We start from the raw sequence: 22,743 nt of genomic DNA on the forward strand, positions 1-22,743 counted from the left end.
CAGGCCCAGGGAAAACCAAAAACAATGAACAATGTGCGCGAACACCCAGCATCCATGGCGGACAAGCCCTCGGCCCATTAGTACCGGTCAGCTCCACGCCTCACAACGCTTCCACCACCAGCCTATCAACCCAGTCATCAACTGGAAGCCTTACCCCCACAACAGGGCAGGAGACCTCATCTCGGAGCAAGCTTCCCACTTAGATGCCTTCAGCGGTTATCTCTCCCGAACGTAGCCAACCAGCCATGCCCCTGGCGGAACAACTGGCACACCAGCGGTTCGTCCGTCCCGGTCCTCTCGTACTAGGGACAGCCCTCCACAAGTCTCCAACGCGCGCAGCGGATAGGGACCGAACTGTCTCACGACGTTCTAAACCCAGCTCGCGTGCCGCTTTAATGGGCGAACAGCCCAACCCTTGGGACCAACTCCAGCCCCAGGATGCGACGAGCCGACATCGAGGTGCCAAACCATCCCGTCGATACGGACTCTTGGGGAAGATCAGCCTGTTATCCCCGGGGTACCTTTTAGCCGTTGAGCGACACCACTTCCACACGCCGGTGCCGGATCACTAGTCCCTGCTTTCGCACCTGCTCGACACGTCCGTCTCACAGTCAAGCTCCCTTGTGCACTTACACTCACCACCTGATTACCAACCAGGCCGAGGGAACCTTTGGGCGCCTCCGTTACCCTTTAGGAGGCAACCGCCCCAGTTAAACTACCCACCAGACACTGTCCCCGAACCGGATCACGGCCCAAGGTTAGATGCCCGAAACAGCCAGAGTGGTATTTCACCAACGCCTCCACCACCACTAGCGTGACAGCTTCACAGGCTCCCACCTATCCTACACAAACCATCCCAAACACCAATGTCAAGCTATAGTGAAGGTCCCGGGGTCTTTCCGTCCTGCTGCGCGAAACGAGCATCTTTACTCGTACTGCAATTTCACCGGGCCCGCGGTTGAGACAGCGGGGAAGTCGTTACGCCATTCGTGCAGGTCGGAACTTACCCGACAAGGAATTTCGCTACCTTAGGATGGTTATAGTTACCACCGCCGTTTACTGGCGCTTAGATTCCCAGCGACACCCCTCCGAAAAAGGGGCTGACCAGTCCTCTTAACGTTCCAGCACCGGGCAGGCGTCAGTCCGTATACAGCGTCTTACAACTTAGCACGGACCTATGTTTTTAATAAACAGTCGCTTCCCCCTGGTATCTGCGACCCCACCCAGCTCAAGACGCAAAGGCCCATCACCAGACAGGGCTCCCCTTCTCCCAAAGTTACGGGGACAATTTGCCGAGTTCCTTAACCACGGTTCACCCGAACGCCTCGGTATACTCTACCTGACCACCTGCGTCGGTTTCGGGTACTGGCCGCCTGCGCACTCGCTAGAGGCTTTTCTCGACAGCACGGGATCACTCACTTCACCAAAAACGGCTCGGCATCACGCCTCACCCCTCACAGGGCACGGATTTACCAACACCCCGGGCTACACGCTTACCCCCGGACAACCACCGCCGGGTAGAGCTACCCCACTGCGTCACCCCATCACTTGCCTACACACCCATCGGATCCCAGACGCACCACAAGGCCAGACCCGAAGGCCCAACCCCAGACACGCCCGGTTAGCATCAGGGCTATCAACATGGACGCGCACAAACGGGTACGGGAATATCAACCCGTTATCCATCGACTACGCCTGTCGGCCTCGCCTTAGGTCCAGACTCACCCTGGGCGGATTAACCTGCCCCAGGAACCCTTAGTCAATCGGCGCCGGAGTTTCCCACTCCGGTATCGCTACTCATGCCTGCATTCTCACTCGCACACCCTCCACCCCAGATCACTCTGGAACTTCACCGGACGCACGACGCTCCCCTACCAACCCACACTCGCGTGCAGGCTCCACAGCTTCGGCGGTGTACTTAAGCCCCGCTACATTATCGGCGCAGAATCACTTGACCAGTGAGCTATTACGCACTCTTTAAAGGATGGCTGCTTCTAAGCCAACCTCCTGGTTGTCTCAGCAACTCCACAACCTTTCCCACTTAGCACACACTTAGGGGCCTTAGCTGATGATCTGGGCTGTTTCCCTCTCGACTACGAAGCTTATCCCCCGCAGTCTCACTGCCATGCTCCACTCCACCGGCATTCGGAGTTTATCTGACCTCAGTAACCTTGTCGGGCCCATCAGCCAAACAGTAGCTCTACCTCCAGGGAGCACCACACAACGCTGCACCTAAATGCATTTCGGGGAGAACCAGCTATCACGGAGTTTGATTGGCCTTTCACCCCTACCCACAGCTCATCCCCCAGGTTTTCAACCCTGGTGGGTTCGGGCCTCCACGAAGTCTTACCTCCGCTTCACCCTGGCCATGGGTAGATCACCCCGCTTCGGGTCCACAGCATGCGACTCAACGCCCTATTCAGACTCGCTTTCGCTACGGCTACCCCACCCGGGTTAACCTCGCCACACACCACGACTCGCAGGCTCATTCTTCAAAAGGCACGCCATCACCCCACACCAAAGCAGAGCTCTGACGGCTTGACAGCACACGGTTTCAGGTACTATTTCACAACCCCTCACCGGGGCACTTTTCACCTTTCCCTCACGGTACTCGTCCACTATCGGTCACCAGGACGTATTCAGGCTTAGCAGGTGGTCCTGCCAGATTCACACGGAATTCCTCGGGCTCCGCGCTACTCGGGAACGCATCCAATGAGACATGCCCTGCCTTCACCTACGGGACTCTCACCCACTACGGCGCCGCTTCCCAACGGCTTCAGCTAACAGAACACACCCCACACCAGGCCGGCAGACCCAGTACAGACACGCCCCACAACCCCACGAACGCAACGACTGCCGTCTATCACACGCCCGCGGTTTAGCCACCATCCCCTTTCGCTCACCACTACTCAGGGAATCACTATTGTTTTCTCTTCCTGCGGGTACTGAGATGTTTCACTTCCCCGCGTCACCACCAACCGCCCTATACATTCAGGCAGCGGCAACCCGACACAACTCGGGCTAGGTTCCCCCATTCGGACACCCACGGATCACAGCTCGGTTGACAACTCCCCGTGGACTATCGCGGCCTCCCACGTCCTTCATCGGCGCCTGGTGCCAAGGCATCCACCGTATGCCACACATACTTGGCCACCACAGATACAAGATGCTCGCGCACACTATCCACAAATCAAAACACCAGCCACACACCCAACCACAACCCCACAAACCCCACTCACAGAGGCTTGAGACCACGGGTCTTCATCAGGGTGGCAAGCAGGAAACAACCAACGGTTGCCCCCTCAGACACCCAACAGCGCGTGACAACATCCTTCGAACCACCCCGGAAACAGCCACCCAGGCCAGCCTGCACAACGCAGACCAACCCAGGCACCAACCGGGTCCACTTACGAGTCCGCCGGCATAACGGAAAAACAACCGGCTCAAAAGACTCCTTAGAAAGGAGGTGATCCAGCCGCACCTTCCGGTACGGCTACCTTGTTACGACTTCGTCCCAATCGCCAGCCCCACCTTCACTCACTCCCTCCCCGAAGGGTTAGGCCACAAGTTTCGGGTGTTGCCGACTTTCATGACGTGACGGGCGGTGTGTACAAGGCCCGGGAACGTATTCACCGCGGCATTGCTGATCCGCGATTACTAGCGACTCCACCTTCATGGGGTCGAGTTGCAGACCCCAATCCGAACTGAGACCGGCTTTTAGGGATTCGCTCCACCTCACGGCATCGCACGCCCACTGTACCGGCCATTGTAGCATGTTTGCAGCCCAAGACATAAGGGGCATGATGACTTGACGTCATCCCCACCTTCCTCCGAGTTGACCCCGGCAGTCTCCCATGAGTCCCCACCATCACGTGCTGGCAACATGGAACAAGGGTTGCGCTCGTTGCGGGACTTAACCCAACATCTCACGACACGAGCTGACGACAGCCATGCACCACCTGTCACCGATCCCAAAAAGGACCCACCATCTCTGATGGATTACCGGCGATGTCAAACCTTGGTAAGGTTCTTCGCGTTGCGTCGAATTAAGCAACATGCTCCGCCGCTTGTGCGGGCCCCCGTCAATTCCTTTGAGTTTTAGCCTTGCGGCCGTACTCCCCAGGCGGGGCGCTTAATGCGTTAGCTACGGCACGGGAACCGTGGAAAGCCCCCACACCTAGCGCCCAACGTTTACAGCGTGGACTACCAGGGTATCTAATCCTGTTCGCTCCCCACGCTTTCGCTCCTCAGCGTCAGGTAAGGCCCAGAGACCCGCCTTCGCCACCGGTGTTCCTCCTGATATCTGCGCATTTCACCGCTACACCAGGAATTCCAGTCTCCCCTACCTACCTCTAGCATGCCCGTATCCACTGCAAAACCGGAGTTAAGCCCCGGACTTGCACAGCAGACGCGACACACCACCTACGAGCTCTTTACGCCCAATAATTCCGGACAACGCTCGGACCCTACGTATTACCGCGGCTGCTGGCACGTAGTTGGCCGGTCCTTATTCCCCACCTACCGTCAACCCCCACCGATATGGGGGCCTGCGTCAGTGGTAAAAGAGGTTTACAACCCGAAGGCCGTCATCCCCCACGCGGCGTCGCTGCGTCAGGCTTCCGCCCATTGCGCAATATTCCCCACTGCTGCCTCCCGCAGGAGTCTGGGCCGTGTCTCAGTCCCAGTGTGGCCGGTCGCCCTCTCAGGCCGGCTACCCGTCACCGCCTTGGTAGGCCACTACCCCACCAACAAGCTGATAGGCCGCGAGCCCATCCCCAACCGAAACAACTTTCCACACACCACCATGCGGTGGCGTGTCGTATCCGGTATTAGACCGGGTTTCCCCGGCTTATCCCAGAGTCAGGGGCAGGTTGCTCACGTGTTACTCACCCGTTCGCCGCTCGTGTACCCCGAAGGGCCTTACCGCTCGACTTGCATGTGTTAAGCACGCCGCCAGCGTTCGTCCTGAGCCAGGATCAAACTCTCCATTAAAGGTCTTCAATCCTGACCGGCCCACCCACACAGGGCGGACCCATCAAAGGAACCCCGAACACCCGAGGGTGTTCAACGGGGCCAAAACAAACACGGCACAAAGAATGTCATACACGCGCTGTTGAGTTCTCAAGAAGCAACCGCTCACCGGGTACAAACCCCGAACCCACTCAATCGGCAGGCCCGCAAAGGCTCTTCCCCCACGGGGCGGATCAATCTCCGCGTTTCCGCTTTGTTGTGTCTTCACATTATCAGGCGTTCCGCGCCCCGCCAAATCGGCGGTTTTTCGGAACTCCCGAAACACCAACACAATTCATTCCCACCCGTTTCCGCGTGGGCAGCGTTCATACTGCCACACATCAACAGGTGATCGAACCGTGTGATGCGGCGACGCCCACCGAGTGGTGGTCGTTCGCCGAAGGAAGACGCCGCCTCAGCGCCTGGGCACCATGCGGGCCCGGCGGTAGCGACTCGATCGACTATAGCGGCCTTGCTCCGCGACGCCAACTCGGCGCGGCACCTGTAGGCCACCCCACGTTTCGGCACCCGTGATCACGGCGAGAAGGCCCATGCGCGGACCGGCTCGCGCACCCGCACCGCCCCGCGCACCCGGGCGGACCGCGGCCAGTGCCCGGCCGGTCCCCGGCCCGGACCCAGCCAAGGAGGCGAACATGGCCGACGGCCCCACCGCTCCCGCCCTCGGCGGCGTGCTGTTCGACGTCGTCGAGACCCTCATGGACGTGCGCCCGCTGCGGCAGCGCTTCATCGACATCGGCCAACCCCCCGAGCTGATGCAGCCCTGGTTCCTGCGCGCGCAGCGCGACGCCTTCGCTTTGGCGCTGAGCGGGCGGCCCACGCCCTTCCCCGACGCGATGCGGCACGCCATGCGCGTCGAGACCCGGGGCGCGGTCACCGACGAGGAGATCGACCACGTCGTCAGCGGGTTCGGCGACATGCCCGCCCACCCCGACGCCGAGCCCGCCATCCGGCGGTTCGCGGAGGCGGGCGTGCCCATGGGGTTCCTCACCGTGGGCGGGCGCGACGCGACCGAGCGGTTCCTGGAGCGCACCGGATGGGACCGCTACATCAGCCGCGTCGTCACCGCCGCCGACGAAGGCGTCTGGAAGCCCGCGCCCGCGCTGTACCACATCGCCGCCGAGTCCCTGGGGGTGCCGGCCGCGCGCACCGCGCTGGTCGCCGTGCACGCCTGGGACTGCCACGGCGCCAAGCAGGCGGGCCTGCTCGCCGGCTGGTGCGGTCGGCTGGAGTCCGTCTACGGCGACGTCTTCACCCCGGCCGACGCCGTGGGCGACGACCTCGTGGCGGTCGCCGAAGGGCTGCTGCGGCTGGGCCGCTGACCCGCGCTCCGCCGTCCCGGCGTCCCGCATCCGCGCCCGGGGTCAGGTGACCAGGCCGTGGCGGTAGGCGTAGACGACCGCCTGGACGCGGTCGCGCAGGTCCAGCTTGGTGAGGATGCGCGACACGAACGTCTTCACCGTCTCCTGGCTGATCACCAGCCGCGCCGCGATCTCGCTGTTGGAGAGCCCCTCGGCGACCAGGCACAGCACCTCCAGCTCGCGGGGGGTCAGCGGGATGTCCCGCGCCGCGCCCCCCGCGGGCCGGATCCGGGCCGCGTAGGTGCCCACGAGCCGGCGGGTCACCTCGGGGTCCAGCAGGGCCGCGCCCGTGGCCACGGTCCGGATCCCGTGCAGCAGCTGGCTCGGCGGCGCGTCCTTGAGCAGGAACCCGCTGGCGCCCGCGCGCAGGGCCTCGTAGACGTACTCGTCCAGGTTGAACGTCGTCACCACGAGCACCTTGACGGGATCGGCCACCCCGGCCCCGGCCAGGCGGCGGGTCGCCTCGATGCCGTCGAGCACCGGCATGCGGACGTCCATCACCACGACGTCGGGGCGCAGCCGCTCGGCCAGCTCGACCGCCGCCTGGCCGTCGCCGCACTCGCCCACCACCTCCATGTCGGGCTGGGCGTCGATGATGGTGGTCAGGCCGGTGCGGATCAGCACCTGGTCGTCGCTGACCAGCACCCGGGTCGGCGCGCTCACGCCGCGCCCTTGGCGGGGATGCGCCCCCGCACCAGGAAGCCGCCCTCGGCCCGGGGCCCCGCGCTGAACTCCCCGCCCAGGACCTCGACCCGTTCGCGCAGGCCGGCCAGGCCCCTGCCGCTGCCCTCGGCGAACCCGGGCGCGGTGCCTTCCCCGTCCGTCTCGACCTCCACCGTGATCTCCCCTTCGCCGTGGCGCAGCCGCACCGAGGTGCGGGCCCCGTGAGCGTACTTGAGCGCGTTGGTCAGGCCCTCCTGCACGATCCGGAAGGCCACGAGGTCCGCGCTCCCGGTCGAGGCCGCCGGGGTGCCCTCCTCGGTGAACTCCACGGGCTGCCCCGACCGGCGGGTCTGCTCCACCAGCGTCAGCACCCGGCCGACCGGCGGCGTCCTGGCCCCGGTCCCGTGGTCGGGGTTGAGCAGGTCCAGCAGGTGGCGCAGGTCGGTGACCGCGCGCCGGCCGGTGTCGGTGATGGCGTCCAGGGTCTGGTCGAGGCGCTCGGGCGCCGCGGTCAGGTAGCGCGCCGCCTCGGCCTGCACCACCATCGCCGTCACGTGGTGGGTGACCACGTCGTGCAGCTCGCGGGCGATGCGGGTGCGCTCGGCGGTGCGGGTCTCCTCGGCGACGCGGCGGCGGCGCTCGGCGTCGGCGATCCGCACGGCGCGCAGCCACGCGCCGACACCCCAGGACAGCGCCAGCGCCCCGTAGAAGGCGATCCACCCGGCGATGGACTCGCCCGCCCCCACCTGGGACAGGGCCAGGGCCAGCACCACGTACCCGACGGTGCCCACGGCGGCGGTGGCGCGGCGGTGCCGCTCGGCGTAGAAGGCGGCGGCCCCCAGCGCCAGCGGCAGCGCGGTGCCGGCGACCGTGTGGTATCCGAGGAGCTGGTCGACCACGAAGCCCAGCGCCACCAGGGCGAGCGCGGCGATCGGCCACCGCCTGCACAGCGCGAGGGGCAGGCCCTGGAGGCCGATCGCCACGAGCGCCAGCGCGTCGAAGGGGCGGTCGGGCACGCCGCCCAGCATGGTGCCCTCACCCTGGAGGGAGGGCACGAGGGAGGCGACGGAGAGGGCCGCGCCGAGGAGCGGGAGCAGCCACGCCTCGGCGCCGAACCGCCGCCACAGCCCGGTGAGCCGCCGTCGAGTGGTCACTGGGGAAGTGTAGTGCCGGACTCGACCCGCTTGGCGCCCTTGCGGAGGGGCACCAGGCGGCCGCGTCGGTGGGCCAGCCACAGGAACACCAGCGCCGTCAGGAAGCAGAACACGATCGAGTAAGGGCTGGCCTCCGGGCCGAACGAGCCGCCGGTGAGCATCGCGGGGCCGGTGATGGTGGTGTCCAGCAGGCCGGTGGGGGTGCCGGCGCCCGAGACCTCGGTGCTGAAGATCGCCGAGGCCGCGTAGTTCCAGCCGAAGTGGAGGCCGATGGGCAGCCACAGGTTGCGGGTGGCGGCGTAGGCGGCGGCGAACATGGCGCCGGCGATGACGGCGGCGCCGATCCCCACGGCGGTGGCGCCGGCGTTGGGCAGGTGCATCAGGCCGAACAGCACGCTGGTCAGCACCAGGGTGATCCAGGTGCCCGCCCACCCCTCGATGACGCGGAACAGCACACCGCGGAACAGCACCTCCTCGGTGACGGCCGCCGCGGCCATGAAACCGATCAGGCCGATCGCGCCGACTACGGTGCCCAGGCCGTTGATCTGGTAGTGGCCGAGGAAGTAGATGTTGACGATCACCATCGCGAAGAGCGCGATCCCGGCGACCAGCCCGATCAGCAGCCCGCTCACCGAGCCCTTGCCGACGACCTCGGTGACCGGGCGGCGCTCGGTCAGCCGCACCACGCCCCAGTAGACCAGCAGGGTCAGGGCCGCGGCGAGCAGGCCCACGACCAGTGTCGCCAGCCAGTTGCCCTCCAATCCCATCGCCACCTGGCCGCCGATCATGCCGACGGCCGCGACGGCCAGCAACTGCCACACCAGTCTCATGGGGGGACTCCTTCGTCTCGCTCTGTCGTCCGCGGCCGGGGCGCCGCGTGATGAGGAAACGCTACGGATCCGGGCCCCTCCGGGTCGTCACCGTGCGGTGGACACCTGCGTGTAGCTCGCACGGGGGACAACGGGTGCGCGGCGGGTCCCGCGGTCACCCCCGCGGGGGACATCCGGGTGGGCTCCGGGCGGTGACGACGCGCGGGCGGGCGGCTCCCTAGCGTGGCGCGGTCGCGGCGCCCCGGCCGCGGAGCGCCGGCGGCCCCCGACCGCTTCCCGTTCCGGCCTTCCCTGGAGGACTGATGTCCCGCACGCCCCGCACCGCCCGCACGACCGCTCTCGGTTCCAGGAGGCGCTGGCCGAGGAGGAGCGGGTGTGCTCCTACGACCGGCTCGGCGAGGGCGGCAGCGGCGAGCCGGGCGACCGGCAGAGCGTCGCCGACACCCACGGGCTGCTCACGGCCGTGCTCGACCGGGTCGCCGGGGACCGCGAGGTGGTGCCGGCCGGCCACTCGCTCGGCGGGCTGATCGCCGCCCGCTACGCCCCCGACCACCCCGACCGGGTGGCGGGCCTGGTGCTGCTGGACGCCACGCCGCCGTCCATGACCGCCGACCTCACGGGCGTGGTCCCGGAGGCGGCCACCGGGCCGGGCGCCGAGGTGCGCGCCCAGAACCTGGCGGTCTTCGGCGGCGAGAACCCCGAACGCGTGGTCGTCGAGGACGGCCCGGTCCGCCCCGCCGGGGACGTCCCCACCGAGGTCGTCCGGCACGGGGTGCCCTACCTGGGCGAGATCCCCGAGTACGGGGCCGAGCTGGAGCGGGCGTGGGCCGAGGGCCAGGAGAGGTGGCCGGCGGTCTCGACCGACAGCCGGCTGCGCACCGCCGAGGGGGCCGGCCACCACATCCACGTGGACCGGCCCGCCATCGCCGCCGACGCCGTGGGGGACGTCGTCGACCGGGTCGCCGGGCGGGCCTGACGGCGGGGGCGGCGGGGGCCTCCCGCGGGGCTAGGCGAGCAGGCGCGCGGTGCCCGTCCCGGGCGCCGCGTACAGCCACTCCACCTCAAGGTCGATCACGGCGGTTGCGGCCGGGGGAAACCCGGTCAGCGGATCGTCGGCCATGAACGCCCCGGCCAACTGCGCCATGGTGGGGTTGTGCCCGACCACCAGCAGCGTCCCCACGGCGGGGTCGGTACGCGAGACCAGGTCGAGCACCGTGTGCACGTCGGCGCTGTAGAGCGCGTCGTCGTACTCGACGGCGGGCGGCGGGTCGAACGCCCGCACGGCCAGTTCCAGGGTCTGGCGGGTGCGCGCCGCCGTGGAGCACAGGACGTGCTCGGGGCGCAGGCCGGCCGCCGCGATCCGGGCGCCGGCGGCGCGGGCCTGGTCGCGGCCGGAGGCGGTGAGCGTGCGGGCGTGGTCGGGGCCGCCGACGAGCGCGTCGGCCTGGGCGTGCCGGAGCACGATCAGCCGCCTGGTCATGGCGCCAGCACCGTGGCGAGGACGGCGATGGCCGCCATGAAGGCCAGCATGGCGCCGATGACGATGGCCAGACCCTTCATTCCGGACAACGGACGACATCCCTCCATCACGTCGTTGTGTCCGCCCAGCCTATGAGGTGGTCCGGGCGGCCCTCAGCCGACCGGCGCCCAGCGCGCCGCCCCCGGCGCGGCCTCGGCAAACGCGCGGGGCCGCGCCGCCCCGGCCGGTGGCGGCCGGGGCGGCGCGGCCCCTGGGAGCGCGGTGTCAGCCCTCGCCGCCGGCTTCGGCGGTGCGGGCCTCGGCCTTGCGGCCGGGGTTGCCGCCGTTGTGCACGGGGTCGGGGACCACGGGGTCCGCGGCGGGCGGTGCGGCGGAGCCGACCTCGGGGTCGGTCCGGGTCTGCCCGACCCGGTCGCCGGGGCCGGAGTCGCCGCCGCGGCGCTTGGACCACACGATCGCGCCGACGATCAGCGCCAGGGCCAGCGCGGCCACGCCCAGCCGCAGCGGGACGTTGCTCGCGTACATCACGACGCTGGGCGCGATGATGAGCGCGACGAGGTTCATGACCTTGAGCAGCGGGTTGATGGCCGGGCCGGCGGTGTCCTTGAACGGGTCGCCGACGGTGTCGCCGATGACGGTGGCCTCGTGGGCCTCCGACCCCTTGCCGCCGTGGTGGCCGTCCTCGACGAGCTTCTTGGCGTTGTCCCAGGCGCCGCCGGAGTTGGCGAGGAACACCGCCATCAGCGCGCCCGCGGCGATGGCGCCGCCGAGGAACGCGCCCAGCGGCGCGTAGCCCAGGGCGAAGCCCACCGCGATGGGGGTGAGGACCGCGAGCAGGCCGGGGGTCACGAGTTCGCGCAGGGAGTCGCGGGTGCAGATGTCCACCACGCGGGCGTACTCGGGCTTCTCGGTGCCGTCCATGATCCCGGGCCGGGTGCGGAACTGCTCGCGCACCTCGACCACGACCCGTCCGGCGGCGCGGCCCACGGCCATGACCGCCAGGCCCGAGAAGAGGAACACCACCGCGGCGCCGATGATGACGCCGACGAGGACGTTGGGCTCGTCGATGGACAGGCTGAAGGTGTCGGCGTTCTCGCCGGCGGCCCGCAGCGCCTCCTCGACGGCGGTGCGGAAGGCGCCGAACAGCGCGGTGGCGGCGAGGACCGCCGTGGCGATCGCGATGCCCTTGGTGATCGCCTTGGTGGTGTTGCCGACCGCGTCGAGACTGGTGAGGACGTCGGCGCCGGTGCCCTCGACGTCGCCGGACATCTCGGCGATGCCCTGGGCGTTGTCGGAGACGGGCCCGAAGGTGTCCATCGCCACGATGACGCCGACGGTGGTGAGCAGGCCGGTGCCGGCCAGCGCCACGGCGAAGAGGCTGAGCGTGATCGAGGCGCTGCCCAGCAGGAACGCCGCGTAGACCGCGCCGGCGATGAGGACGGCGGAGTAGACGGCCGACTCCAGGCCCACCGAGATGCCGGAGAGGATGACGGTGGCCGCGCCGGTCTCGGAGCTCTCGCCGATCTCCCGGACCGGGCGGCGGTCGGTCTCGGTGAAGTAGCCGGTGAGGAGCTGGATGGCGGCGGCCAGGATGAGGCCGATGAGCACGGCGCCGACCGCGAGTATCCGCGGGTCGCCGTCGAGATCGCGGATCTCGGCGCCCGCGCCGGTCAGGTCGGCGAAGCTCGCCGGCAGGTAGGCGAACGCGGTGGCGGTGACCAGCACGGCCGAGATGACCGCGGAGATGAAGAAGCCGCGGTTGATGGCCGACATCGCGCTCTTGTCGCTGGAGCGGGGCGCCACCAGGAAGATGCCGATGATGGCGGTGATGACCCCGATCATCGGGACCAGGAGCGGGAAGACCAGGCCCTCGACGCCGAAGGCGACGCGGCCCAGGATGAGCGAGGCAACCAGGACCACGGCGTAGGACTCGAACAGGTCGGCCGCCATGCCCGCGCAGTCGCCGACGTTGTCGCCCACGTTGTCGGCGATGGTGGCGGCGTTGCGGGGGTCGTCCTCGGGGATGCCCTGCTCGACCTTGCCCACGAGGTCGGCGCCGACGTCGGCGGCCTTGGTGAAGATGCCGCCGCCGACCCGCATGAACATCGCCAGCAGGGCGGCGCCGAAGCCGAAGCCCTCCAGGACCGTGGGCGCGTCGCCCCGGTAGAGCAGGACGACGATGGCGGCGCCGGCCAGGCCGAGGCCGACGGTGAACATGCCGGCGACACCGCCGGTGCGGAAGGCGATGCGCATCGCGGCGTGTTCGCCGCCCTCACCGCCTTCGCGGGCGGCGGCCGCGACACGGACGTTGCCGCGGACCGCGAGCCACATGCCGATGAAGCCGGTCAGGGCGGAGAAGCCGGCGCCGAGTGCGAAGAACACGGACCGCCCGACGCGCACGCCGATGTCGTCGGCGGGCAGCAGCAGAAGCAGCAGGGGGATGACGACGACGAACACGGCGAGGGTGCGGAACTGCCGCTTGAGGTAGGCGGCCGCGCCCTCCTGCACGGCCAGCGCGATGTTCTGCATCCGCTCGGTGCCCTGACCGGCGGCGAGAACCTCGCGGACCAGCCATCCGGCGACGGCGAGCGCGAGGAGCGCGACCACCAGCACCACGACGACCAGCGTGAGGTTCATACCGTCCAAGGCCAGGGCCGTGCCGCCGTTGGCGGCGAGGGTGAGCCCAGACAATCCGTCCTCCTAGAGACGGGCACGTTTTTGGCTCCCGCGCACGTGCGGACCGACCCGCTGGTGCGGCTCGCGCGGCAGGGTCCTGCGGGTGCCACCGACACAAATCCATCGCCGTTTCCGCGAATTCACGCGGCCACGGTGTCGGGGATTCTACGCATCGAAAACGTGAAACGTGAGAGCCGGTCGCGAATCCACCGTCGACTCATGGGATATGTGATCGCACGGTGACCTGGGAATCCGGATATTTGACCAGGAGGTCGGCAATTTTTGTAATTGCCGCGAATTACAATTTATCGGGGCAATGGTGATAAAAGGCGCAGAGCGCCATGAAAAACGCGTGAAACGCGTGTTCGCCGGTCAGAGCGGCAGGAGGCGGACCGGGCGGCCCCGAGCAGCCGGGGGCGCCGCGGGGGCGGCCGGTGCGGTGGGCGCGCGGGGGTGCCGGGCGTGCGCGCGGCGGCGGGCACGGGGACCCGGCCGGGCAGCGCGCGCGGGAGGCGGGGCGGGCGCGCGTCAGCGCACCGTCGCCGCGGGAAAGCCTGTCGTACCGGGGCGCGATCGGCCACCGGTTCGGCGCGGATGTGGCCTAACGCACGTCGTCGCGCCGCAGCCGCAGCCCGCTGGTGTCGATGCGCAGGGCGTCCTGGGCGATGTCGGGGCCCACCGGGCTGTCGGCGCGCTCGGTGGCGGCGCGGTCGTCGGGCGCGGCCGGCGCGCCGGGGTCGCCGGGTCGGTCGGGGGTGTCGGGGCCCTCGGGATCGGCGGCCGAGCTGACGCGCTCCTCGCCCTCCATGGCGTCCAGCCCGTCCAGCCGGTCGGCGACGGAGCGCGCGAAGGCCGCCGCGCCCACGGCGTCGACCCCGTGCGGCGCCTGCGGCCCGTAGGCCACGACGCGCTCGGCACCGCGCCGCAGCAGCCGGCCGGCGCCGACGAGGTTGCCGCGCTGGGCGTGGGTGAGTCCGACGGCGATCTGGGCCAGGCCGCGCCACAGCTCCCGCTCGGGCTCCTCGGCCGACTTCCAGACGGCCTCCAGGACCTCGTGGGCGTGGAAGGCGTAGCCCTCGTCGAGCAGCCGCTGGGCCTCGGTCAGGCCCTCCTCGGGGGTGAACACGGCGTCGTCGGGCACGCGGGGCACGCCCTCCTGGCCGTGCTCCAGAGGGCGGCCGTAGCGGTCGCGCGGGCGCTGGTTCTGCGCCCGGCCCTGCGGGTCGCGGTCGCGCTCGGTCCTGGCGGAGTCGCCTGGGTCGCTCATCCTCGCCGCTTTCTGGTCTGCGTCACGCCGTGCCCGGCGCCGCGGCCCGGGGGGCCGCGCGCCGCCTGGCACTCTAGCCGCTGCGCCCATTGTGCACACGCGGCGGGGGCGGGTGCGGGCGGCGGGGTCAGTCGTCGGGCTCGGTGTCGGCCAGCCAGCCGGTGAGCACGTCGTTGACCCGCCGGGGGCGCTCCTGGTGGGGGAAGTGCCCGGCGCCCTCGATGAGGCGCCACCGGTAGGGGGCGTCGACGTAGCGGCCCGAGCCGCGCGCGGTGGCGGGCAGCAGCACGGGGTCGAGCGCGCCGTGCAGGTGGAGGGTGGGCACGGTGATGGGGCGGCGCATCCGGCGCATGTAGCGGTGGCCGTCGGGGCGGAACTGGGAGCGGACCAGCCAGCGGTGGAACTCCAGGGAGCAGTGCGCCACGCCGGGGATTCGCATGGCGTCGCGCAGGTGCCGCTCGGTTTGGGGGTCGGGCCAGCCCGGGCGCGACCAGGCGCGCAGCATGTCGGCGACGTGCCGGGCGTCGTCGGCGACCAGCCGGCGCTCGGGGACCACGGGCACCTGGAAGCCGGCGACGTGCCGGCCGGCCCAGCCCTGGCCGCCGGTGAGGACGGCCTCGCGCAGCCGCCGGGGGTGGGGCATGGACAGCACCGCCAGGCGGCGCACGGTCTGGGGGAAGTAGACCGCCATGGTCCAGGCGAGCAGGCCGCCGCCGGCGTGGCCAACGACGGCGGCGTCGGCCTCGCCCAGGGCGCGGATGAGTCCGGCGGCGTCGGAGGCCAGGGTGATGAGGTCGTAGCCGCGCGGGGGCTTGTCGCTGGCTCCGTAGCCGCGCTGGTCGAGCGCGACGACGCGGTAGCCGGCGCCGGCCAGGGCGGTCATCTGCTCGTGCCAGGCCCACCAGAACTGGGGGAAGCCGTGCAGGAGCAGGACGAGCGGGCCCTCGCCGCACTCGGCGATGTGGAACCGCGTGCCGGCCGCGCTGACCGTCCGGTGGGTCCAGGGGCCGTCGATGAGGACGGCCGACTCCTCAGTCACCGATCACCGGCCCGGGCGGCTCACTCGCCGGCGGTCCGCCGACCGCGCTGGAACACCGACATGCTGTTGGCGATGGTGGCGCTGGTGCGGGGCAGGCCCTGGCGCTGGCGGAACTGGCGCAGGCCCAGGAAGCCGAGGAGGAGCACCACCAGCAGCACGGCGACCGTGACGATCAGGAAGGAGAGCCAGGCGGGCAGGCCCAGCGCCATGATCCCCAGGGCGGCGGTGATGAGGAGCAGGATCAGCATCATGTGGCCGAGGACGGCCGCGACGGCGAAGAGGCCCGATCCCTGGGCGATCTTCTTGACGTCGCGCGCGAGTTCGGCCTTGGCCAGTTCGATCTCCAGGCGGACCAGGCGGGGGATGAGCCCTCCGGCCTCGGAGACGAGTTCGTTGAGCGAGTGCTCGGCGGCGTCGAACTCCACAGGCTCCTTGCCGCCCGGCTGAGGCTCGGGCATGGTGGCGGCTCCCTTCATCCGACGGACGTCTTCCGCATCCTCGCATACCCAGGGAGGCACCCGCCCCATCCGCCGCGCAGGGTACGTCGCGGACCACCGGGCGCACGCGGCGCGCCGATGGGCGCGGGCGGGGGCCGCCCGGCGCGCGGCCCCCGGGCGGGGACCGGCGCGGGCGGCGGGGGCGCGCGGTGGGTGGGCGGTGGGTGGGCGGCCGCGGTCGCGGCGCCGCGCCTAGTCGTCGCCCTTTCCGCCCTGCTGGAAGGCGTCCTTGAGCGTCTGGATGGACTGCGCGTCGGTGAGCGTGGAGACGTCGCCCAGTTCGCGGTTCTCGGCGACGTCGCGCAGCAGCCGGCGCATGATCTTGCCCGAGCGGGTCTTGGGCAGCTCGGGCACGACCATGATCTGGCGCGGCTTGGCGATGGCGCCCAGGTGCGCGGCGACGTGGTCGCGCAGGTCCTTGACCAGCTCGGGGCCGCCGTCGCCGGCCTCGCCGCGCAGGATGACGAAGGCGACGATGGCCTGGCCGGTGACGGGATCGGTGGCGCCGGTGACCGCGGCCTCGGCGACCTTGGGGTGGGACACCAGCGCGGACTCCACCTCGGTGGTGGAGATGTTGTGGCCGGAGACGAGCATGACGTCGTCGACCCGGCCCAGCAGCCAGATGTCGCCGTCCTCGTCGCGCTTGGCGCCGTCGCCGGGGAAGTACAGGCCCTCGAAGCGCGACCAGTAGGTCTTCTCGTAGCGCTCGGGGTCGCCCCAGATGCCGCGCAGCATCGACGGCCAGGGCTCGCGGACCACGATGAACCCGCCGCCGCCGTTGGGGACGGACTTGCCCTGGTCGTCGACCACGTCGACCTCGACACCGGGCAGCGGCCGCATGGCGGCGCCCGGCTTGCCGGCGGTGACGCCGGGCAGGGGGCTGACCATGATGGCGCCGGTCTCGGTCTGCCACCAGGTGTCGACGACGGGGGCTCGGCCGCCGCCGATGTGGGTGCGGTACCACATGTAGGCCTCGGGGTTGATGGGCTCGCCGACCGAGCCGAGCACCCGCAGGCTGGAGAGGTCGAACCGGGCGGGGTGCTCCTCGCCCCACTTCATGAAGGTGCGGATGGCGGTGGGCGCCATGTAGGCGATGGTGACGCCGTACTTCTGCACGATCTCCCAGAAGCGGCCCTTGTGGGGGGTGTCGGGGGTGCCCTCGTACATCACCGAGGTGGCGCCGTTGGAGAGCGGGCCGTAGACGATGTAGGAGTGGCCGGTGACCCAGCCGATGTCGGCGGCGGTCCAGAAGACGTCGGTGTCGGGCTTGAGGTCGAACACCGCCCAGTGGGTGTAGGAGACCTGGGTGAGGTAGCCGCCGGTGGTGTGCAGGATGCCCTTGGGCTTGGCGGTGGTGCCGCTGGTGTACATGATGTACAGCGGGTGCTCGGAGTCGTGGGCCTCGGCGGCGTGCTCGGTGCTCTGCCGGTCGACCACGTCGTGCCACCAGACGTCGCGGCCCTCGGTCCACTCGACGTCCTGGCCGGTGCGGCGCACCACGAGCACGTGCTCCACGGCGGGGCGCTCGCGCACGGCGGCGTCGACGGCGGGCTTGAGCGAGCTGGGCTTGCCGCGGCGGTACCCGCCGTCGGCGGTGATGACGAGCTTGGCCTGGCTGTCGTCCAGGCGGGTGCCCAGCGCGTCGACGGAGAACCCGCCGAAGACCACCATGTGGACGGCGCCGATGCGGGCGCAGGCCAGCATGGCCACCACGGTCTCGGGGATCATCGGCATGTAGACGGCCACGCGGTCGCCCTTGGTGACGCCCAGTTCCAGCAGGGCGTTGGACGCCTGGCACACCATGTCCTTGAGCTGGGCGTAGGTGATGGTGCGGGTGTCGCCGGGCTCGCCCTCCCAGTGGTAGGCCACGCGCTCGCCCAGGCCGGCCTCGACGTGGCGGTCCAGGCAGTTGACCGCGGCGTTGATGGTGCCGCCGGTGAACCACTTGGCGAAGGGCGGGTTCCACTCCAGGACGTTGCTCCACGGCTGCTCCCAGCGCAGCCGGCGGGCCTGGTCCTCCCAGAAGCGCAGGCGGTCGGCGGACGCGGCCTCGTAGGCATCGGCCTGCACGTTGGCATGGGCGGCCAGATCCGCGGGGGGCGGGAAGCTCCGGGACTCCTGAAGAAGGTTGGACAGTGTCTCCTGACCCTGCCCATGGGGAGTCTCAGCCACGGTTACGTCTCCTTACTGTCGAGCCTGTCTACGCCCACAGATCATGGCGTGGCGTGTGGTGCACCCCACTTCATCAAGTGGAGACCGCAACTTACAAGGGGGCGCCTCCGAGGCTGTGCACCGCCCTTGGGTTACCGCCGCGTAGGGTTTGGGTGTGAACACCGCACCAGCCGATCCGCTGCAGCGCGTCGCCGGGCTTCCCGGTGTCGGCGAGGCCGTGGAGGAGACCCGTACCCTTGTCGACCGGCTTCTGGGCCACCGCGTGCTGCGGCGGCGCAGTGCCGACGTCTCCATGGAGTCGGCGCTGCGCGGCGCCCGCGCCTCGGCGGTACTCGACGGCGCCGACGCCGGCCTTGAGGAGGTCCGCGCCGGGCGCGCCGAGGACCCTCGAGTGAAGGGCGCGCTGCGCGTGTCCGGGGAGCTGGGCCAGCTCGCCGAGACCTGGACCAAGGCGCCGCGGCAGGTGCTGGCCCGGCTGCACGCGCTGGCCGCCGCCGACGGCGCGCCCGCCGACGCGCTGGGGCGCCCCCGCGCCGACGGCGAACCCGCGGCCGACCCGCTGGGGCTGGGGCCGGCGCCCCGGGCCGCGGAGGTGGCGGCGCGGATCGACGCGCTGGGCGCGGTGCTGGCCGCGCCGGCGTCGGTGCCGGCGCTGGTGGTGGGCGCGGTGGTGCACGGCGAACTGGTGTCGCTGCGCCCGTTCGGGTGGGGCGACGGGGTTGTGGCGCGGGCCGCCGAGCGGCTGACGCTGATCGCGCGCGGACTGGACCCGAAGTCGCTGGTGCCCTCGGAACTGGGGCACCTGGAGCTGCGGGAGGAGTACGCGGCGGCCCTGCGGGCCTACGGGACCGCGACCCCGGAGGGGGTGGCGCGGTGGGTGGCGCACTGCTGCGCGGCGGTGGCGGCGGGGGCCCGCGACTCGCTGGCGACGTGCGAGGCGCTGAAGCGCGGCTGAGGGGTCGGGCGTCAATCTCGATCGGATTACAGTTGCCCGTGGAAAAAAGCGGCATTTGCCCGGTTTATGGTAATTCTCCAAACAGCGAACGACGCTCCGCGCGACCCGAGAGATCGGCGCCGGAGCGTCGCCGCTGATACGTCGGACCGGGCTATCATGCGTGCTGCTCTTCTAGTCCGACCAGGTGTCGGGCCTGGCCTGGACGGGCCTCTCAACGGCTAAGTGACGCGTGGGTACCCGGCCGGCGTATCCGGTGGCCTGTGCCACCTTGTGGTTCCTTTCTACGCCGGGGGGACCGCTGTGAAAAGCCCCCCAAGGTCAAAGTTTCCCACCGAGAACACAAATGGGCGTGGTAGCGTCCGGTGCTAGACCTAATATCCAGGTACGGGCGCCCCGTCCGCTTCCTCCGCAACAGCGCCGCGGCCCGGCCGCGGCACGAGCGGTCCGGATTCCGCTTTCCCGGCACCTGGTGCGGATCCCCGGCTTGTGTGACGATGTGCTCGGCGACGGCGCCGCCGTCAGCCGTGAGCACCGCCCCATCCAGTCTTATCCGGAGGCGGGCCGGCTCTACCCCCCCAGACCCGGACCGCCCGACGGCCCCCGCTCTCCCCCCGGCGGGGGCCGTCGCTGTTTTCCGGTCTTTTGCGAGGGATGGCCGAGTTGCGGCGGCCGCGCGCGCCTCCGGCTTCCCCGAGCACGCGAAGCCCCTCGCCGGCCGGTCGAACACCGACCACGGACCCCCGCCGCCGCGCGCGTCCGAGCCGACCGACCAACGCAGCGGGCACAGCGGGCACAAGTGAGCGCAGGGGGCACAGACCGGCGGACGCGGCGAGCACGGCACGACCGCGCGCCGGTACGCGGCCGGGCCGAGCCGGGCCCCCACACCAGGGAGCACGGCGCGGCGAGCACGGCGCGACCGCGCGCCGGCGCGGTCGGCTTCGGCCCGGGAGGCCACCTGCCCGCGCGGTCAGGTGATGCCGGGTACCGGTGGGGACGACACAGCGCCCATCGGTACCCGGCACTGTCCTTTTCCTCCCCGCCGCGGCGTCCGTCCCTCCGCCCGCGGCGTCCGTCGCGCGCCCACTGCGGTGACCGACGGAGGCGGGCCTTTTTCCTTGACGTCCGAGCACGTCACGCGGCATGCGTACAGGGCCGGGGCGAGGCCTTGTGCCTCGACGGGACAAGTTATCCACAACCTGGGGATTGCGTTTTCGCCACCGGACCCGCCGCACGCACGCTGGGTGCAGGGCGCGGGCCGCAGGGGCCGCGCGTCGTTTCGGAACCTGGAGGCAGCCATGTCCCCGTCCCCTCTCCCTCTTCGTCCGCGCGGGCCGCGCGCCCGGCCCGTGTCCGCGCCCCGGTGTCATCGCGCGCGGGCGGGGCGGCCGCCCGGTGCCGGGGCGGCGCCGGGCGGCCGCCGCACTCGGCCTGGCCGCCCTCTCACCGGGCCGCCACCCACCGGCCTTCGCGAACGCGGCATGTCCACAGCGGAGTACGCGGTGGGCACGGTCACGGCGTGCGCGTTCGCGGCTGTGCTGTTCGCCGTCCTGAACAGCGCCGAGGTCCGCGACACCCTGCTGGGGATCGTCACCGATGCGCTGCGGTCCGGGGGCTGACCGGGGCTCCGCCACGGCCGAGATCGCGGTCGCGCTGCCGAGCCTGGTGCTGGTGCTGGGCCTTGCCGTCGCGACCGTCCACGCCGCCGGAGCCTACATCGCCTGCGTCGACGCCGCCCGCGTCGGCGCGCGGGCCCTCGCACGCGGCGATCCCGCCGAGGCCGCGCACGCCCTGGCGGCCGAATCCGCGCCCGAATCCGCCGACATCTCCCTCACCGCCGACTCCGGGTTCGCCCGCGTCCGCGTCGCGGCGCGCGTGCCGCTCGGACCGTGGGACGACCTCGCGGTCCCGGTTATCGCGCGCGCCGCCACACCGTTGGAGGGCGAACCGGGTGCCGCACCGCCGGCCGCCGCGCTCCCCCACGACTGACCCGCGGCAGCCGCGCCGTGGCGGTGTCTTCCCTGAATCCGCATCCGAAGTGCACCAGAAGGAGCCGACCCGTGCCCCCGGCCACCATTTCGCCGCCCCGGACACCGCACCCCCTCAGCGCTGCCGCCCGCCCCGCCGATCCCGAACGGGGGTCCGGCACCGTCTGGGTGCTGACCCTGTGCGCCCTGGTGTGGTCCACAGCGCTGACGGTCGTCCTTGTGGCGGGGGTGCGGGCCGACCACCACCGCGCCGCCTCGGCGGCCGACCTCGCGGCGCTCGCCGGGGCCGAGCACGCCGCCCTGGGCCGCGAACCCGCCTGCGCGGCGGCGCGCGCGGCCGCCGAGGCCAACGGCGCCGCCCTCACGGGCTGCGACCTCGCCGCCGACCTCAGTCTGCGGGTGACCGTGCGGGTCCCCGCCCGGTCGGTGCGCGGCACGGTCACCGCCCAGTCCCGCGCGGGCCCGCACGGCTCACCGGCGGTCTTCGGCCACCGGTGAACCCCTGGCCTCCGGCAGCGATGCGCCCACCCGCCCTTTCCTTCCGTGCGGCAGCCCTTGCCGCCATGGCCCTGCGGACACCCGCCTCGGACGACACCCCGTCCGCCCTGGGGAGGCCTCCGAGGGCCGGCGCGGCTTGTGTCTGGGGCCGGAGCCCTGTTCCCAAGCGCCGGCGCCGGCGGCGTGGGTGCGGGCGTGCACGGCGGTGGAGTGGATGCCGCCCAGCCGGTGGATGCGGCCCACCGCATCAGCGCGCGTGGGGCGTGGGGCCGGGCGGCTTCGAAGGCGCTTCGGCGGCCCAGCGGCGATGGCGGTCGTCGACGCTTCACCCGGGGTCCCTGGCGTTGGGGCGGTCGCCAGTCATGGAGAACCCGGGTCATTAAGTACCCAGGCCGGTCAGCAGACCGGCGGCCAGGGGAACCACGCCGATCAGCACGAACGCGGGCAGGAAGCACAGCCCCAGCGGGATCACCGCCAGCACGCCGAGCCGCTGGGTGCTCGCCTGGGCGCGGCTGCGGAGGGCGGCGCGGATCTCGGCGGCCTGGCGCTCCAGGATGTCGGCCACCGGCGCGCCGGTGCGGGCGGCGCGGGCGAGCGCCCGGCCCACCGTCGCGAACTCCGGTGGGTGCGCGGTGCCGCCCCAGGCGGCTCCCGGCTCGGCGCCCAGGCGCACCTGCTCGGCCACCTGGCCGAACGCCCGCCCCGCCGGGCCATCGCCGACCGCGTCGGCCACGGCCGCGAGCACGTCGGCCATGGTGCCGCCCGCCCGCAGCCCGGCCACCAGCAGGTCGACGGCGATCGGCAGCCCCGCCACCGAGCGTGCGGCGCCGCCGGCCGCGCCGTCGCCGCGCGCCAGGCGCCACCGCAGCGCCGCGCCGATCGGCAGCCCCGCCACCACGGCGCTCAGCGGACCCACCACGACGAGCAGCGTCAACGCGGGCACCGCCGGCACGCCCCACAGCAGGACCGCGCGCCGCAGCCGCGCACCGCCGCGCCGGCGCCGGGGCGGGGTCCGTGGCGGCAGCAGCGCGCGCACGCGCCGCCGCGCCCAGGGCCGCGCCGAGCCGGTGAGCAGCGTGGCCGCGGCCGTGCCCAGGACGACCACGGCGAGCTCCGGCCAGGTCATGGGGTGCTCACT

General features: G+C 70.8%; 15 protein-coding genes, 2 rRNA genes and 1 pseudogene. 6 read left to right on the top strand and 12 right to left on the bottom strand.

Translation table 11 applies throughout. The features are described 5' to 3' along the window. Window positions 1-56: 56 nt before the first annotated feature. Together HNR12_RS15520 and HNR12_RS15525 are read right to left on the bottom strand one after the other, a co-directional pair. Window positions 57-3,153: ribosomal RNA gene (locus HNR12_RS15520) — 23S ribosomal RNA — on the bottom strand. 306 nt (window positions 3,154-3,459) lie between these two features. After that, window positions 3,460-4,992: ribosomal RNA gene (locus HNR12_RS15525) — 16S ribosomal RNA — on the bottom strand. Together the 16S and 23S rRNA genes form the textbook arrangement of a ribosomal RNA operon. A 671-nt stretch (window positions 4,993-5,663) precedes the next feature. Here HNR12_RS15525 and HNR12_RS15530 point away from each other — a divergent pair. Continuing rightward, the gene (locus HNR12_RS15530) at window positions 5,664-6,350 is read left to right on the top strand and encodes an HAD family hydrolase (RefSeq protein ID WP_179768160.1); all 687 of its coding nucleotides are present in this window, start codon (window positions 5,664-5,666) and stop codon (window positions 6,348-6,350) included. A gap of 42 nt (window positions 6,351-6,392) precedes the next feature. Here HNR12_RS15530 and HNR12_RS15535 read toward each other — a convergent pair whose 3' ends face one another. Genes HNR12_RS15535 through HNR12_RS15545 form a run of 3 tightly spaced genes read right to left on the bottom strand, consistent with a single transcriptional unit; the run spans window position 6,393 to window position 9,036 of the window. Next, a complete protein-coding gene (locus HNR12_RS15535) occupies window positions 6,393-7,052 on the bottom strand; it encodes a response regulator (protein WP_179768161.1) in 660 nt (219 codons plus the stop codon). Next, window positions 7,049-8,206 carry a sensor histidine kinase gene (locus HNR12_RS15540; protein WP_338119766.1) on the bottom strand — a complete coding sequence of 386 codons (1,158 nt, stop codon included), beginning with the start codon at window positions 8,204-8,206 and terminating at the stop codon, window positions 7,049-7,051. Before HNR12_RS15540 ends, HNR12_RS15535 begins: the two co-directional genes overlap by 4 nt. Then, window positions 8,203-9,036: a CPBP family intramembrane glutamic endopeptidase gene (locus HNR12_RS15545; RefSeq protein ID WP_179768162.1), complete on the bottom strand. Its 834-nt coding sequence runs from the start codon at window positions 9,034-9,036 to the stop codon at window positions 8,203-8,205. Before HNR12_RS15545 ends, HNR12_RS15540 begins: the two co-directional genes overlap by 4 nt. 346 nt (window positions 9,037-9,382) lie before the next feature. Here HNR12_RS15545 and HNR12_RS15550 point away from each other — a divergent pair. Further along, window positions 9,383-10,012: pseudogene (locus HNR12_RS15550) on the top strand (alpha/beta fold hydrolase); the annotation flags it as partial. Window positions 10,013-10,042: 30 nt separating this feature from the next. On the opposite strand, the gene HNR12_RS15555 reads toward HNR12_RS15550, so the two are convergent. The 6 genes from HNR12_RS15555 to acs form a co-directional block, all read right to left on the bottom strand. Next, entirely contained in the window at window positions 10,043-10,516 is a 474-nt protein-coding gene (locus HNR12_RS15555; protein WP_179768163.1) for a SixA phosphatase family protein, read from the bottom strand. Between the two features lie 264 nt (window positions 10,517-10,780). Next, on the bottom strand, window positions 10,781-13,153 hold the full coding sequence (locus tag HNR12_RS15560; RefSeq protein ID WP_179770640.1) for a sodium-translocating pyrophosphatase: 2,373 nt from the start codon (window positions 13,151-13,153) through the stop codon (window positions 10,781-10,783). A 640-nt stretch (window positions 13,154-13,793) separates the two neighbouring features. Further along, complete coding sequence (locus HNR12_RS15565) at window positions 13,794-14,459, bottom strand: DUF309 domain-containing protein (protein ID WP_372451152.1); 666 nt, start codon at window positions 14,457-14,459, stop codon at window positions 13,794-13,796. 127 nt (window positions 14,460-14,586) lie between these two features. After that, window positions 14,587-15,498 carry an alpha/beta fold hydrolase gene (locus tag HNR12_RS15570; RefSeq protein ID WP_179768164.1) on the bottom strand — a complete coding sequence of 304 codons (912 nt, stop codon included), beginning with the start codon at window positions 15,496-15,498 and terminating at the stop codon, window positions 14,587-14,589. Window positions 15,499-15,518: 20 nt separating this feature from the next. Further along, window positions 15,519-15,956 carry a phage holin family protein gene (locus HNR12_RS15575; protein WP_246425093.1) on the bottom strand — a complete coding sequence of 146 codons (438 nt, stop codon included), beginning with the start codon at window positions 15,954-15,956 and terminating at the stop codon, window positions 15,519-15,521. A gap of 231 nt (window positions 15,957-16,187) precedes the next feature. Further along, a complete protein-coding gene (gene acs, locus HNR12_RS15580; protein WP_179768166.1) occupies window positions 16,188-18,167 on the bottom strand; it encodes an acetate--CoA ligase in 1,980 nt (659 codons plus the stop codon). Between the two features lie 154 nt (window positions 18,168-18,321). Here acs and HNR12_RS15585 point away from each other — a divergent pair, with 154 nt between their 5' ends. The 4 genes from HNR12_RS15585 to HNR12_RS15600 all read left to right on the top strand — a co-directional run bounded on the left by HNR12_RS15585 (window position 18,322) and on the right by HNR12_RS15600 (window position 21,605). After that, a complete protein-coding gene (locus HNR12_RS15585; RefSeq protein WP_179768167.1) occupies window positions 18,322-19,122 on the top strand; it encodes an oxidoreductase in 801 nt (266 codons plus the stop codon). A gap of 1,478 nt (window positions 19,123-20,600) precedes the next feature. Continuing rightward, a complete protein-coding gene (locus HNR12_RS15590) occupies window positions 20,601-20,738 on the top strand; it encodes a DUF4244 domain-containing protein (protein WP_179768168.1) in 138 nt (45 codons plus the stop codon). Further along, the gene (locus HNR12_RS15595; protein WP_179768169.1) at window positions 20,716-21,108 is read left to right on the top strand and encodes a TadE family type IV pilus minor pilin; all 393 of its coding nucleotides are present in this window, start codon (window positions 20,716-20,718) and stop codon (window positions 21,106-21,108) included. The genes HNR12_RS15590 and HNR12_RS15595 overlap by 23 nt, the downstream gene beginning before the upstream one ends. Before the next feature lie 71 nt (window positions 21,109-21,179). Next, window positions 21,180-21,605, top strand: a complete 426-nt coding sequence (locus tag HNR12_RS15600; RefSeq protein ID WP_338119767.1) for an Rv3654c family TadE-like protein — start codon at window positions 21,180-21,182, stop codon at window positions 21,603-21,605. 379 nt (window positions 21,606-21,984) lie between these two features. On the opposite strand, the gene HNR12_RS15605 is transcribed toward HNR12_RS15600, so the two are convergent. Beyond that, entirely contained in the window at window positions 21,985-22,731 is a 747-nt protein-coding gene (locus HNR12_RS15605; RefSeq protein WP_179768170.1) for a type II secretion system F family protein, read from the bottom strand. Between the last annotated feature and the right edge of the window lie 12 nt (window positions 22,732-22,743).

It is taken from the genome of Streptomonospora nanhaiensis, from assembly GCF_013410565.1.
Taxonomy (GTDB): Bacteria; Actinomycetota; Actinomycetes; order Streptosporangiales; family Streptosporangiaceae; genus Streptomonospora; species Streptomonospora nanhaiensis.